This is a genomic window from Streptomyces sp. NBC_01537, from assembly GCF_045040445.1.
GTDB lineage: Bacteria > Actinomycetota > Actinomycetes > Streptomycetales > Streptomycetaceae > Actinacidiphila.
Genome location: NZ_CP109392.1, coordinates 1,171,648 through 1,185,824, shown reverse-complemented (window position 1 = coordinate 1,185,824; position 14,177 = coordinate 1,171,648). Strand labels below are relative to the sequence as shown.

The following is a 14,177-nucleotide window of genomic DNA, read 5'->3' as shown; positions in this document are numbered from 1 at the left end:
GTCACTTGCCGAGGGGAAGGATGTGCTCCCGTGGGAGACGATTCGAGAACAAATAAAACCGGAGCGATCGGGTCGTACGCGGCGATCGGCGACAGCTTCACCGAGGGCGTCGGCGACCCCGGCCCCGACGGGAACTTCGTGGGCTGGGCCGACCGGCTGGCGGTGCTGCTGTCCGACCGCAGGCCCGAGCACGACTTCCGCTACGCCAACCTCGCCGTGCGGGGCCGGCTCCTCGACCAGATCGTCGCGGAGCAGGTCCCGCGCGCCGTGGAGCTCGCCCCGGACCTGGTGACCTTCTGCGCGGGCGGCAACGACATCCTGCGGCCCGGCAGCGACCCGGACGCGGCCGCCGAGCGCTTCGAGGCCGCCGTCGTCGATCTCAAGGCCGCCGTCGGCACGCTCGTGGTCACCACCGGCTTCGACACCCGGGGCACGCCGGTGCTCGGCCTGCTGCGCGGCAAGATCGCCACGTACAACCTGCACGTCCGGGCCATCGCCGACCGGCACGGCTGCCCGGTGCTCGACCTGTGGTCGCTGCGCTCGGTCCAGGACCGCCGTGCCTGGGACGCCGACCGGCTGCACCTGTCCCCCGAGGGGCACACGCGCGTCGCGCTGCGGGCCGGCCAGGTGCTCGGCCTGGATGTGCCGGCCGATCCGGACCAGGCGTGGCCGCCGCTGCCGGCGCGGGCCCCCGGGGAGGTCAGGCGGGACAACATCCAGTGGGCGCGCGAGTATCTGGTGCCGTGGATCGGACGCCGCCTGCGCGGCGAGTCCTCCGGCGACAACGTGGAGGCCAAGCGCCCGGATCTGCTGCCGCTGGACTGAAGCGGGACCAGGTCACAGGGTCAGCTCTGCCCACACCGTGCGGCCCCGTCCGATGCCGCGGGGCCGTACTCCCCAGGCCCGGGACAGCAGGCCGACCAGGAGCAGTCCGCGTCCGCCCTCCTCGTCGCAATGGGCGGTGCGCTGCTGGGGCTCTGTGGGGCCGTTGCCCTCGTCGGTGACCTCGATGTGCACCCGGCCGTCGGCCAGGCGCAGCTCGCAGCTGATGAGTTCGCTGGCGGTGTGCCGCACGGCGTTGGTGAACAGCTCGGAGATCACCATCTCGGTGTCGTCCCGCACCTCGTCCGCCACCTCCCACTCCCGCAGGATCGTGCGCACACGGCGCCGGGCCTCGGCGACCGAGGCGCCGAGAGCGGGCAACCCGAAGGCGCCACGGCGCTCTAACCGGAGGGGGAGAGCGTCTTGGGAAGCAGCCACGCCGCAACTATGCGTGTGCAGTTGAAGCTTTGGCAAGATGCGATCTGTAAATTACAGAATTGACCTGACAGGCTGTTCCTTGCGCTGATGGCGTGCCACACTTCTGTGCTGTGACGGCAGTTGGAGGGATCGGTTCGTGATCGACGGGCGGCCGGCAGGCGGGGGTGGCCCCACCCTGCTGCGAGTGGTGCTCGGAAAGCGGCTCCAGGACCTGCGGGAGAAAGCCGGCCTGACCTACGAGCAGGCGGCGCAGGCCCTGTACGTCACCCATGCCACGATCCGCCGCATGGAGAAGGCCGAGGTCAGCCTCAAGATCCCGTACGTGGAGAAGCTGCTCCAGACATACGGGGTCACCGACCCCGCCGAGGTCGAGTCCTTCCTCTCCCTCGCCCGCCAGGCCAACCAGCCCGGCTGGTGGCACCGCTACCGGGATGTCCTCCCCGACTGGTTCAGAGCCTTCGTGAGCCTGGAGGGCGATGCCGCCAGCATCCGCGTCTACGAGCCGCACTACGTCCCCGGGCTGCTCCAGACCGAGGACTACGCCCGCGCGGTCCTCAAGGCCGGTCTCCCGCACGCCCCGGACGAGGAGATCGAACGCGGAGTCTCGCTGCGCATGGAACGCCAGGCGGTGCTGGACCGCAAGGACGCGCCACTGCTGTGGTGTGTGCTCGATGAGACGGTTCTGCGAAGACCCATCGGGAGCCCCGGCATCATGCGCGCCCAGATCGCCAAACTGATCGAGGCCGGCGCACGGCCGAACGTACGACTGCAGATCATGCCCTTCGCCGTGGGACCGCATCCCGCGATGTACGGGCCCTTCCACATCTTCCGGTTCCACGTCCAGGAACTCCCGGACATCGTCTACACCGAGAGCCTGGTCGGCGCGGTGTACTTCGACGACCGCGACGACGTCACGACCTTCCTGGAGGCGCTGGACCGGATGTGCGCGCAGGCTGCGCCTGCACAGAACACCGAGGCCATACTCGGTGAGATCCACGGGGAGACCTGACCATGAGCACAAACGGTTCGAACAGCACAAACAACATGAACAAGCGGATATACAACGGCATGCCGGCCGGGGAACTGGGGAACGAAGGCTGGCGCAAGCCGTGGAGCGGCGGCAACGGCGGATCCTGCGTCGAGGCCCTCAAGCTCAACGACGGCCGGGTGGCGCTGCGCCAGTCCACCGACCCGGACGGCCCCGCCCTGATCTACACCAACCACGAGATCACCACCTTCATCCAGGGCGCCAAAGCCGGAGAAGCCGACTTCCTGCTGTCCTGACAGCGTTGTCCTGACCAGAGATACGGAGTAGTTCGTTGAGCGACGAGGGCTTCCCGGTCGAGCAGATCGACACCAGCCGCCCGCACCCGGCCCGGATGTACGACTACTACCTGGGCGGCTGGGACAACTACGAGGTGGACCGGGAAGCCGCCGAGCAGGTCATCGAGCTGTTCCCCTCGATCCGCCCGTCGGCCCGCGCCAACCGCGGCTTCCTGCAGCGCGCCACGCGCTTCGTGACCGAGCAGGGCATCCGCCAGATCATCGACATCGGCACCGGCATCCCCACCTCGCCCAACACCCACGAGACCGCCCAGGCCGTCTCGCCCGAGGTCAGGGTCGCCTACGTCGACAACGACCCGATCGTCGCGGCCCACGCCGGCGCCAGACTCACCGGCGCCGGCAACACCGGCTTCTTCCTCGGCGATGTCCGCGAGCCCGAGACGATCCTGGACCACCCCACGATCCGCGAGCTCATCGACTTCGACCGGCCCGTGGCGCTCCTCCTCGTCGCCGTCCTGCACTTCGTCACCGACAAGGAGGACCCCGCCCGGCTCGCCCGGACCCTGGGCGACGCCCTCCCCGCCGGGAGCTACCTCGTGCTCTCCCACGGCACCGCGGACTTCTTCCCCGACGGCTCCCAGACCAAGGCCGCCAAGGTCTACGAGGGCGCCACCGCCACCGTCAACCTCCGCCCGCACGCCGAGATCCTGCCCTTCTTCGAGGGCTTCGACCTGCTGGACCCCGGCCTCGTCCAGGTGCCGCTCTGGCGTCCGGGCCCCGGCAGCCCGCTCCCGGACGCCGACGAACTGCGCCGGACCGGCACCTTCTACGGCGGCGTCGGCTACAAGGCCTGAGCCAGGAGTTCTGCGTCCGCCAGCGCGGAACTCCCCTCGCCCGTACAGGCGTACGCCCCCGCGACGGCGCCCAGCCGGGCGCAGTCCTCCAGGTCCCGGCCCGCCCGGCGGCCGTACAGGAAGCCCGACACGAACGCGTCGCCCGCGCCGTTGGAGTCCACCACCGGCCCGGGCGGCGCCACCGCCGGCACATGGCGCGGGGTGCTGCCGCCGCCGTCCCGGCTCAGCACATACGAGCCTCCGGCCCCCGCTGTCGCGATCACCGCCTCGGCCCGTCCGTCACGGAGGATGTCCCGCATCACCCCCGCGATCCTCTCCCCGGCCCCGGCCGCGCTGAGGAACACCAGGTCCGAGCGGAGCGCGAACTCCTTGTGGTGGTCCGCCACGCCGTCCCAGTCGTGCAGATCGGTCGAGACGGGGACGCCGAGCTCCTCGATGTCGTCGTAGAGGAATCGCGCGTAGTGCATGATCGACAGGTGCACGTGCCGTGCCCGGCGCAGATGTGGCAGGTAGAACTCGCGCGGCATGCGCAGGTCGAGCGGATCCCGTGCGTCGTAGAACGACATCCGCCGGCCCGAGGCGTCCACGAGGTTGACTGCCCGCCGCGTCCCGGCGGGCGAGATCACGGCCTCGAAGTCCACCCCGCCCTTGGCCAGGTGCTCGCGCACCATCGCGCCGATCCAGTCGTCCCCGATGACATCCAGGAACTTCACCGTCATCCCGAGCGCCCGGCAGCCCAGCGCCTTGTAGCCACCGGTCTGCCCGGGCATCTCCCTGATCGGCGGCGCCCACACCGAATCCGCCACCGGCACCGGCAGCGAGTCGACGCGGACGACGGTGTCGACGCCGGCTCCGCCGACGACGAGCACGTCGTACTGCGGCTGTTGTCGTCCGGTCATCCTGTGCTGCCTCCGTTCCCACCCCGCCGCCGATCCTAGGGGCGGGTGCGGGGCGGCGGGGCCGGACTCAGACGATCCGGTCGAGACCGACGTCTTGTTAGAGGTGTCGGTCGCCCATACCATCCCACACGTCACCTCCAAGTAAGCCCCTTCTTCGAAGGGGTGTGAAATGTCCCGCACGGCATGGGAGGAAACGTATGAGAGCTCGTTCCTGGGCTTGGGTGCTCGCCGTCTGTATCGGCCTGGTCGCCCAGTTCTTCACGGCGGGAGCGGCGCACGCCGCGACCGTCACCGTCACCAACGCGACGCAGTTCACCGACACCGACGGCGACGTGGTGCACGCGCACGGCGGCGGGGTCATCAAGGTCGGTTCCTACTACTACTGGTTCGGCGAGGACCGCAACAGCGACAACACCTTCAAGTACGTCTCCGCCTACCGCTCCACGGACCTGAAGACCTGGGAGTTCCGCAACCACGTCCTCACCCAGTCCACCGACTCCGAGCTCGCCACCGCCAACATCGAGCGCCCCAAGGTCATCTACAACGCCTCCACCGGCCAGTACGTGATGTGGATGCACAAGGAGAACGGCAGCGACTACACCGAGGCCCGCGCCGCCGTCGCCACCTCCAGCACCGTCGACGGCAACTACACCTGGCAGGGCAGCTTCCAGCCGCTCGGCTACATGTCCCGGGACATCACCCTCTTCAAGGACGACGACGGCACCGCGTACATGATCTCGGCCGCCAACAACAACGCCGACCTCCACGTCTACCGGCTCTCGGCGGACTACCTGAGCGTCGAGAGCCGCGTCCAGCTGCTCTTCGCCGGCTCCTCCCGCGAAGCGCCCGCAATGTTCAAACGCAACGGCGTCTACTTCCTGCTCACCTCGGCCGCCACCGGCTGGAATCCCAACCAGCAGAAGTACGCCACCGCCACCAGCATCACCGGCACCTGGTCCGCACTGGCCAATGTCGGTGACTCCACCGCGTACAAGTCCCAGACCGCGTACGTCCTCCCGGTCCAGGGCACCTCCGGCACGTCGTACCTCTACATGGGCGACCGATGGGGCAACTCCTTCGGCGGCACCGTCAACGACTCGCTGTACATCTGGCTGCCGCTGACCTTCCCCACCAACACGACCCTGAGCCTGCAGTACTACCCGAGCATCAGCATCGACACCGCCACCGGCTCCGTGGCCGGCGTCGGCGGGCCCTGGGAGACGCTCAAGGCCCGGCACAGCTCCAAGTGCGCCGACATCGCGAGTGCCTCGACGGCCGACAGCGCCGGTGGCATCCAGTACACCTGCAACGGCGGCCTCAACCAGCAGTGGTGGTTCAAGGACCTGGGCACCGGCTACTACCAGGTGATCTCCCGCAACAGCGGCAAGTGCCTCGACATCACCGACGCCTCGACGGCGAACGCCGCCCGGGTGATCCAGTACACCTGCGGCAGCGGCACCAACCAGCAATGGCAGGTCGTCGACGCCGGGAGCGGGTATGTGAAGCTCGTCGTCCGGCACAGCGGCAAGTGCCTTGACGTGAACGGGGCTTCGACGGCCGACGGGGCCTATCTCATCCAGTACACGTGCGGGACCGGCACGAATCAGCAGTGGACGCGCACCACGGTGTGATCCATCGCGTACACGGCGCGGCCCCTCGCATGCGAGGGGCCGTTCGCCGTGGTGGTTCATCCAGAGATCGGAGTCGGTGACGGAACCGGAATGCTAGGCCGCTGCACCACAGCCCGGCCGGAGCCGGACCGCCGGGATTCGAACCCGGGTCGCTGTTTTTACAGAACAGAAGTATCCGTCGCCTGCGCACCTGGACACGGCCGAGCTTAGCGACCGGTGATCGCCCGCACGAACCAATTAGCGTCGTCCAGCCACGGGAAGTGCCCGGCTCCCGGCTGCACCACGACCTCCCCCTTGGGGAACACCGCCGCGAACTCGGCCGCGACGGCCGGGGTCGGCCCGCTGTCCAACTCGCCCGCGATGATCAGCACGGGTGCGTCGAGCGCTGCCAGCGCGGCCCGGGTCGTGGGCGGGTCGAAGGCGGCCGGATCGGGGTAGAGCGCTTGGGCCTCCTCATTGGACTGGGCGGCGTCCTCGGCGGCGTGGGCCCGCGCGACCGCGTCCCAGCGGCCGTAGTAGAAGGGCACGACGGCATCCCAGTCCGCCTCGGTCCCCTTGCCCGCCCAGATCCTTTCCAGCGCCGCGTACACCTCCGGGAACCACGGCTCGTCCGCCCGCAGCGCGGCCGTCTCACGCCGGTGCTGTTCGGTGAAGTCGATGCCGGCCGCGCGGGCTCGCGGGGTGACCAGGATCAGCGCGCCGACCCGCTCCGGGTACGCGGCCGCGTAGAGCGTGGCCAGATCGCCCGCCGCCGAGTGACCGAGCACGTCGACGCGGTCCAGGCCGAGGTGCGCGCGCAGCGCTTCGACATCGGGGACCAGCCGGTCGCAACGGTACGTAGCCGGGTCTTCCGGTATACCGGAGTCCCCTGTGCCGCGGAGATCCAGCAGCACCAGCTGCCGGTGCGCGGACAGCCCGCCCAGGTCGCCGAGGTAGGCGGAGGCGCGCATGGGCCCGCCGGGGAGGACGATCAACGGCGAACCCTCGCCCCGGAGGTGGTAGGCGAGTTCGGTCCCGTCGTACGAGGTGAAGGTAGGCATGCGGCGATCCTTGGGGACCGCCGGGGCAGAGCGCAATCCGGTTTCCCGGAGGGGAAGAGCCTAGCCGTGGAGCAGCTCGGTCCACGCGGAGCGGACCGCGTCCAGGGCGAAGGAGGAGCGCAGCTGGTCGCGGGCCAGGGCGGCGGAGGCCTCCCAGCCGTCGGCCGCGGTGGCGGCGATCGCGTCGGCCATCGCCGCGGGGGAGTCGTGGATCCAGCGGGGGTCGTAGATGGAGTCGGAGCCGGGCCAGGGGAGGAGGGCGGGGACGGCGCCGGAGGCCATGCCTTCGGCGGGGGAGAGGTGGAAGGACTCGTCGTCGGAGGTGGACAGGACGAAGCCGATGCGGCGGAGCCAGACGGCGACGTCGGGGCCGAAGCCGTCGAAGACGACGGCGCCGTCCAGCAGTGGGGAGGTCTGGACGCGGCGCAGGACCGCGTCGTAGTGGGCGCGCTCCTCCGGCTTGTTCCAGATCCACCAGTACTCCCAGGGCATCTTGGACTTGACGGAGAGCTGCCAGCGCGGATCGCGGGCGCGCAGCGCCTCCAGGACGTCCAGGCCGAGGTCGAGCCGCTTGCGCGAGGGGGCGATGCCGATCATGCCGAGGCGGTAGCGCGCGTCGGGGGTCTTGGGGCGGTCGAGCTGGCGGTCGTCGACCCAGTTGGGGACGACGGTGATCTTGTTCTCGGGCCAGCCGGTGCGCTCGCGGGTGAGGCGGGCGTAGTGCGGGCTGACGCAGATGACCTGGTCGACGGCGTCGATGTCGACCTGCGACGGCCAGTCCGCGTAGAGCTCGAAGCGGTGCAGGCGTACGACCAGGCGGCTGCCGCGCCGCTTGTGGCGGCTGTAGAAGACGGCGGCGGGCCCGCACCACTCGACGACCACGACATCGGCCCAGGCGGCGAGTTCCCGGCCGGCGGCGGGATCGTGTTTGGCGAGGGCCGGCCAGTGGTCGACACGGACCTCCAGGCCGGGGAGGGCCTGGAAGTGCTCCAGCAGCCGGGTGAAGAACTTCAGGTCGTGCCCGGCGACGGCGACCCGCAGGGGGCGGGTGCGGCCGTCGAGGACGGCGGGCCGGTCGGGGAAGGCCCGTTCGAGGTGGCCGCGCAGGCGGTCGGCGGCGCGGTCCAGGGAGAAGTGCGCGGCGGCGTCGCGGCAGCGGGTGGCGGCGAGGCGGAAGTCGGAGGGGGATCCGGCGGCGCGGGCGACGGCTTCGGCAGCGTCGTCGAGAGCGCCGGAACCCGCGACGAAGAGCGGATAGTCGGCGCCCAGGAGGGCCTCGTGGGCGGGGGTGCGGTTGAGGACGACGGGCAGCCCGAGGGTGCCGAACTCCAGGACCTTGGTGGAGAGTTCGAGACTGGCGTCCAGCTCCGGGTGCCGCCAGCCGAGGCCGAGGTCGCAGCCGGCGGCGATCCGCATGGCCTCCTGGCGCGGGGTGCCGCCGTGGTGGACGACGCCGGGCGCGCTGCGCAGGGCGCGTGTCATGCGGTCGTGGAACTCCGGGTGGTGCCGATCGTCGTGGACTTTGTCGCCCACGGTGTGCAGCTCCGCCTTGATGCCCCGTTCCGCGAGCGTGGCGGGCAGCCGGGTCATCTCCAGGGTGTTCCAGCGCGGTGCGAACTTGCCCGTGTAGACCAGCCGTACGGGATCACCCGCCGCGTCATGCGCAGGCAGCTCGAAGTCCGGGACCGGCACGCTCGGCTGGTACAGCACAGCCTTGCCGCAGGCGGCCGGCACCCAGGCCTCGATGAAGCAGCGCAGCTCCTCGGTCTGGCAGAGCAGATGGCGGCAGGCCTGCGCGATCCGGCCCAGCTCCTCGGCGGCCTCGCCGGTCATCTCGGCCGCCGACTGCGGGATGTCGGTCAGATACGCCCAGATCCGGCCGTCGAAATGCCCGTCCGAGACGACCTGCGCCACCAGCTTCCGCCCGCGCAGCACCAGCAGATCGCAGCTCTCCCGCTCGTCCAGCTCGCGCAGCACGCGCGCGGCCCGCACGGGAGAGAGCACCCGGTCCGTACGCACCACCGACACACCCGGCAGCTCCGCCAGCGGGTCCACCAACCGCCCCGTGCGCACCGGCGCCTTGAGCGCGAGCCGGGTCCGGCACCCGGCCAGGGACAGGACCTGGACCATGGACTGGGCCCAGACCGCCGAGCCGTCGATGAGGTTGAGGTCCACGTCGCCGTAGACCAGGGCGTTGACCGTGCGTCGCGTGCGGGTCATCGGAGGGCCTCCTTCGGCACGAGGCCGGGCTGGGCTGCGCCCGAGCACTCCTGCGCGCACATGAGGTCGAGCAGATAGGCGGCGGGCCGGTCCTGGTCCGGATCGGCCGTCCAGTCCGACACCCAGGGGGCGGTCGGGCCGTCGGCGGACGCGCGTACGGCGATGCCGCTCGCGGTGAGCTCCTCGAAGGCCGGCCCGGGCCGGGGGACCAGGACCTCGACGGGCGGGTGGAGCTGAGCGAGCACCTGCTTGATGAGCAGGGCGGTCCCGTCGGGGCCGCGCGGATCGGCCAGCACCGCCACCCGTCGGGCGTCGAGAGGATCGGGAGCGCCCGCGATCCGGGCCAGCTCCGACAGGCGTACGCGGGTGGCCCGGGTGGTGAACAGCTCGCGCAGTCCGGCCGGGTCCATGGCGGCGTGCTCCGGTCGGCCGGGCCGGACGCCGGTGTCGCCGTCGAGGAAGGCGTCCCAGGGGAGGCGGGCGAGGCCCGGCGCGGCGGAGACGGGGGCGTCCCGCCACAGGACCGTCCTGCGGCCCAGGGCACGGGCGGTGGCGAGGACCTCGGCCAGCCGCCGGTCCAGGTCGGGGGCGGCGCCGGTGCCGGTGTGGGCCCAGGGCCCGGAGGCCGCGGCGATGCAGGCGCTGAGCTGAACCACGACGGCGTCCGGATCGGTCCGTTCGGTGACGATCCGGGCGTCGTGCGGGAGCAGCCTGCTGACGGCCGCGTCCACGGCGAAGTCCCGGGCCGTCCGGGCGTCCAGCACCCCGGCGATCACCAACCGGTCGCGGGGCCCGGCGGTGAAGGCGCGGTGTGCCAGGTGCAGCCGGGCGTCGCCCTCGGCGGCCTCCTCGCGGCCGGGCCCGGCCGCGCCCGGCGGGGCCGTCACGGGGCCCCGGCGGCGGCCGCGCCACATCCCGTACAGCTCGCCCGGCAGCCGAGCCGACCCGCGCAGCGGCGAACGGGCCGCGCCGATCAGCACCTGGCCCACCCGCAGCGAGGTCGAGCCCTGCAGCATCGTCACCCGGGTCTCCAGCAGGTCGATGCGCTCCCGCGCCGCCCGCAGGTCGGCTGCCAGCCGGTCCCGTTCGCGCAGCACCTCCGCCGCCTGCCGTGCACCGCTGTTCTGGCGCAGCGTCTCCAGCGCGCGGGCGTCGGCCTCCCGTTCCCGCTCCAGGTCGAGCAGCCGGGCCCGCTGGGATCGGGAGACGAAGTCGGCCAGGACGTACTCGCCGGCGATGCGCAGGGCGGTGGACGTGCCGTCCTGGCCGGGCGCGGGGCGGCCGTCGCCGTCGTGCAGCGGCAGCAGTTGCTCCGTACAGGTGAACGCCATGCCGCCGTGCAGGTGGACGTAGTCCAGGCCGCCCGCGCGCAGTGGCTGGCAGCGGTGGGCGACCAGGGCGTCCATCAGCCGGTGCCAGGGCAGCAGATGGGCCCGGTAGCCGAAGAGGATCAGGCCGCGGCCGCCGGTGCGAAGGCGTCCCAGGGCCGCGAGACAGGCGTCGAGGCCGTCGTGGCGCTCGGGATCGGGGCCGTAGGACAGCAGGGCGAGGGCGCCCTCGCCGATGACCGTCGTGTCGTCGGCGCGGCGCAACGCGGTGCCCTCGGGGAGCTGGAGGTAGGGCTCCAGGGCGATGCCGCCGCCGGTGGTGTCGACGACCTCGGTCACCCCGCCGAGGTGGGGGTGGAGCAGATCGAGGAGGCGCATCAGGAAGTCCTCGTGAAGAGATGGAAGCCGACCCGGTTCTCCCGGAAACCGTACGGCGTGAACCCGCCGTAGTGCAGGCCGAGCGGCTCCACCACGGCCCGGTACTCGGCGGCGGTGCGGTGCAGGATGTAGTCGCCGCGCGGCACGCGCGCGGGCGGATCCTCGTCGGTGACCAGGAGCCGGCCGGTGAGCCGGACGAGGGAGGCGAGGTTGGCCAGCGAGGCCGCCCAGACGGCGTCGTCCAGGATGTGGAAGAGGACGTCCACGCTGAGCACGGCGTCGTAGAGCCAGGCGCTGTGCCATTGCGCCAGCTCGCGGACCGCGTAGCGGGGGCCGCCGCCCTCCTCGCGGCAGTGGGCGACGGCCGCCGGGCTGGCGTCGAAGGCGTCCACGCGGTGCCCGCAGCGGGCCAGGGCGCGGGCGAAATGGCCCTTGCCGCAGCCCGCGTCGAGGACGAACAGCGGGTCGCGGGGGCTGGCGGTGTCGCCGATGAGGCGGAGCAGGGAGCCCACCCGGAGCGCGTAGAAGATCTCGTTGCCCGCCCGGTCGAGGCCTATGTGGCCGCCGGAGGCCAGCTCGTCGTGGCGGCGGTGCCGGGTGTCCCAGTACGCCTGCGTGGACTCCTGAGCGGACTCCCGCGTGGATTCCTGCGTGCGCTCAGGCATGGTCCCTCCGGTCCCTTCGCCAGTCCGTCACGATGCGTGCGATCCGCTCGCCCGCCCGGCCGTCCCACAGCGGCGGGCCCTCGGGGGCCGCGGCGGACCCGTCCAGCGCCTCGATCAGCGCGGACACCAGGCCCTCGGGGGTGACCAGGCGGTTGGTGCCGTGGGTGACCGTCACCGGGCGCTCGGTGTTGGGGCGCAGCGTCAGACACGGCACGCGCAGCACGGTGGTCTCCTCCTGCACCCCGCCCGAGTCGGTGATGACCACCGCCGCCCCGCGCAGCAGCCCCATGAACTCCAGATAGCCCAGCGGTTCCAGGATCCGTACGCGCCTGGCCTCGCCGAGGCCCGCCGCCTCCAGCGCGGCCCGGCCCCTCGGGTGCAGCGGGACGGCCAGCTCGATGTGCTCGGCCGCCTCGCGCAGGGCCTTCACGGCCGCCGAGGCCGCCGAGGGATCGTCGACATTGGCGGGGCGGTGCAGGGTCACCACGCCGTAGCGCTCCGGCAGGCCGTGCGTCTCGCGGGCGGCCCGCGCATCGAAGCGCGGCAGATGGGCCATCAGAGTGTCGATCATCGGATTTCCGACGAAGTGGACCCGGTCCGGGGCCACGCCCTCGCCGGCCAGATGGCCGACCGCCTCCGCGCTCGTCACGAAGAGCAGCTCGGCCAGCTGGTCGGTGAGCCGCCGGTTCACCTCCTCGGGCATCGTCATGTCGAAGCTGCGCAGCCCCGCCTCGACATGAGCCACCGGCAGCCCGAGCTTGGCGGCGACGAGGGCCGCCGCCAGCGTGGAGTTGACGTCCCCGTAGACCATGACCAGCCCCGGGGGGCGGGCGGTCAGCTCCTCCTCCAGGGCCGTCAGCAGCGCGGCGGTCTGCCGGGCATGGCTGCCCGAGCCGACGCCGAGGTCGACATCCGGCTCCGGCAGGCCCAGCTCCCGGAAGAAGATGTGCGACATGCGCTCGTCGTAGTGCTGCCCGGTGTGCACGACGGACTGCGGCTGCCCGGCCGCGCGCAGCGCCGCCACGACCGGGGCGGCCTTGACGAAATTGGGCCGGGCACCGACCACATGGACTACGTGGTCCAGCACGTTGCCTCCCGTTCACCATGCCCACTTAGGGTTGGAATGTGCGCCGACGTACTTTTCGTTCCCTGATTCTTGCCGTCTCCGTGGCGGTCCGTCATGTGCGCGGCGATCCGGTACGGGCGGCCGGCCTGGCTCTGCGCCTCGCTCCGGGACCCCTGCGCGGGCCGGCCGCGCGAGCGCTGGCACGGCTGCCGGAACGGGACCCGCACCAGGTTCGCGGCATGCGCACGACGGGTTACGGGCCGGCGGCGGTGACCGTGGCCCCGCCCGCGCCGCATGCGCATGCCGCAAAACCCGCCGCCCGCCCCGTCCCCGGCCGGGTCCTGCACGTGGTCACCAACTCCCTGCCGTACAGAAACGCCGGATACACCGTCCGTACGCACGCCATCGCCCGCGCGCAGCGCGCGGCGGGCCTCGACCCGCAGGTCGTCACCCGGCTGGGCTTCCCGGTGGCCCAGGGAGTGTGGGACGGCCGCCCGGTGCAGTACGTGGACGCCGTGCCCTACCACCGGCTGCTGCCCGCCCTCATGCCCGCCGCGCCGGCCGCCGCGCTGGCCCGCAACGCGGAGCTGGCGGCCCGTCTGGTGGAGCGGATCCGCCCGGCGGTGCTGCACGCGGCCACCGATCACCCGAACGGGCGAGTGGCTCTGGCCCTGGGCAGGTCGTTCGGGCTGCCGGTGGTCTACGAGGTGCGCGGCTTCCTGGAGGAGACCTGGCTGACGCAGGGTCCGGGGCGCAGCGCCGACTCGGCGTCGTACCGGGAACGGCGGGCCCTGGAGACGTACTGCATGCGCGAGGCGGACCTCGTGCTGACCCTCGGTGAGGCGATGAAGCAGGAGATCGCCGGGCGCGGCATCCCCGAGGAGAAGATCCGCGTCGTGCCGAACGCCGTCGATGACGTCTTCCTGGAGCCGCTGCCCCCGGCCGGGGAGCTGCGCGCCCGCCTGGGCATTGCCCCGGACGAGGTAGTGGTCGGCACGGTGTCCACGCTCGCCCCGCACGAAGGCATCGGCACCCTGCTGGAGGCAGCCGCCGAGCTGCGCCGCCGGGGGGTGCGGCTGCGGCTGCTGATCGTCGGCGACGGGCCGCTGCGGCCGGCCCTGCAGCGGCAGGCCGCGGGGCTGGGTCTGGCGGAGACAGCGCTGTTCACAGGGCGTGTGCCGCATGCGCAGGTGAGGGCTCATCACGCGGTGCTGGACGTTTTCGCGGTGCCGCGCACAGGGGAACGGGTGTGCCATCTCGTGACCCCTCTCAAGCCGGTCGAGGCGATGGCGAGCGGTCTTCCCATCGCGGCAAGTGATGTCAAGGCAATGGGAGAACTGGTGGAAGACGAGGTGAACGGGAGGCTAATTCCGCCCGAAGACCCATTTTCCTGGGCAGACGTGCTCGAAATGCTCCTTTATAGTCCAAATCAACGGCGGACTATGGGCGACGCTGCCCGCACTCGAGTGGCCCGGGACCGGACATGGGCTCACATCGCAGAGCGGACCCGCGAGGCCTACCGCCACCTGGGGGCCGTGTAAAGCGCTCTGGA

At 71.7% G+C, this 14,177-nt stretch carries 13 protein-coding genes and 1 tRNA gene; 6 read left to right on the top strand and 8 right to left on the bottom strand.

What is annotated here, in order from left to right; all coding sequences use genetic code 11:
* The first annotated feature begins 30 nt into the window (after positions 1-30).
* Positions 31-825, top strand: a complete 795-nt coding sequence (locus OG607_RS05515) for an SGNH/GDSL hydrolase family protein (protein ID WP_405719532.1) — start codon at positions 31-33, stop codon at positions 823-825.
* A gap of 12 nt (positions 826-837) precedes the next feature.
* Here OG607_RS05515 and OG607_RS05510 read toward each other — a convergent pair whose 3' ends face one another.
* Entirely contained in the window at positions 838-1,203 is a 366-nt protein-coding gene (locus OG607_RS05510; protein WP_405719529.1) for an ATP-binding protein, read from the bottom strand.
* Positions 1,204-1,444: 241 nt separating this feature from the next.
* Between OG607_RS05510 and OG607_RS05505 the strand changes: the two genes are divergently transcribed.
* From OG607_RS05505 to OG607_RS05495, 3 genes are read left to right on the top strand one after another with little or no spacing between them, the layout of a single operon-like run.
* Positions 1,445-2,269, top strand: coding sequence for a helix-turn-helix domain-containing protein (locus OG607_RS05505; RefSeq protein WP_405719528.1), 825 nt, complete (start codon positions 1,445-1,447; stop codon positions 2,267-2,269).
* A 35-nt stretch (positions 2,270-2,304) separates the two neighbouring features.
* Complete coding sequence (locus tag OG607_RS05500; protein ID WP_405719525.1) at positions 2,305-2,544, top strand: DUF397 domain-containing protein; 240 nt, start codon at positions 2,305-2,307, stop codon at positions 2,542-2,544.
* A gap of 35 nt (positions 2,545-2,579) precedes the next feature.
* Positions 2,580-3,398 carry an SAM-dependent methyltransferase gene (locus tag OG607_RS05495; RefSeq protein WP_405719522.1) on the top strand — a complete coding sequence of 273 codons (819 nt, stop codon included), beginning with the start codon at positions 2,580-2,582 and terminating at the stop codon, positions 3,396-3,398.
* Here OG607_RS05495 and OG607_RS05490 read toward each other — a convergent pair.
* Positions 3,386-4,297, bottom strand: coding sequence for a carbohydrate kinase family protein (locus OG607_RS05490; protein ID WP_405719520.1), 912 nt, complete (start codon positions 4,295-4,297; stop codon positions 3,386-3,388). The two genes, OG607_RS05495 and OG607_RS05490, sit on opposite strands and share 13 nt — an antisense overlap.
* 197 nt (positions 4,298-4,494) lie before the next feature.
* On the opposite strand from OG607_RS05490, the gene OG607_RS05485 reads away from it, so the two are divergent.
* Positions 4,495-5,928: an RICIN domain-containing protein gene (locus tag OG607_RS05485; protein ID WP_405719517.1), complete on the top strand. Its 1,434-nt coding sequence runs from the start codon at positions 4,495-4,497 to the stop codon at positions 5,926-5,928.
* Between the two features lie 122 nt (positions 5,929-6,050).
* Here the strand turns inward: OG607_RS05485 and OG607_RS05480 are convergent.
* From OG607_RS05480 to wecB, 6 genes are all read right to left on the bottom strand, one after another.
* Positions 6,051-6,132, bottom strand: a tRNA-Tyr gene (locus tag OG607_RS05480).
* 2 nt (positions 6,133-6,134) lie between these two features.
* Positions 6,135-6,968, bottom strand: coding sequence for an alpha/beta fold hydrolase (locus OG607_RS05475; RefSeq protein WP_405719514.1), 834 nt, complete (start codon positions 6,966-6,968; stop codon positions 6,135-6,137).
* A 60-nt stretch (positions 6,969-7,028) separates the two neighbouring features.
* Positions 7,029-9,188, bottom strand: coding sequence for a glycosyltransferase (locus OG607_RS05470; protein ID WP_405719512.1), 2,160 nt, complete (start codon positions 9,186-9,188; stop codon positions 7,029-7,031).
* Positions 9,185-10,894, bottom strand: coding sequence for a hypothetical protein (locus tag OG607_RS05465; protein ID WP_405719509.1), 1,710 nt, complete (start codon positions 10,892-10,894; stop codon positions 9,185-9,187). Before OG607_RS05465 ends, OG607_RS05470 begins: the two co-directional genes overlap by 4 nt.
* Positions 10,894-11,559, bottom strand: coding sequence for a class I SAM-dependent methyltransferase (locus OG607_RS05460; protein ID WP_405719506.1), 666 nt, complete (start codon positions 11,557-11,559; stop codon positions 10,894-10,896). The genes OG607_RS05465 and OG607_RS05460 overlap by 1 nt, the downstream gene beginning before the upstream one ends.
* The gene (wecB, locus tag OG607_RS05455; RefSeq protein WP_405719503.1) at positions 11,552-12,646 is read right to left on the bottom strand and encodes a non-hydrolyzing UDP-N-acetylglucosamine 2-epimerase; all 1,095 of its coding nucleotides are present in this window, start codon (positions 12,644-12,646) and stop codon (positions 11,552-11,554) included. Before wecB ends, OG607_RS05460 begins: the two co-directional genes overlap by 8 nt.
* A 218-nt stretch (positions 12,647-12,864) precedes the next feature.
* Between wecB and OG607_RS05450 the strand changes: the two genes are divergently transcribed.
* Positions 12,865-14,166, top strand: coding sequence for a glycosyltransferase (locus OG607_RS05450; RefSeq protein ID WP_405719500.1), 1,302 nt, complete (start codon positions 12,865-12,867; stop codon positions 14,164-14,166).
* Positions 14,167-14,177 lie beyond the last annotated feature (11 nt).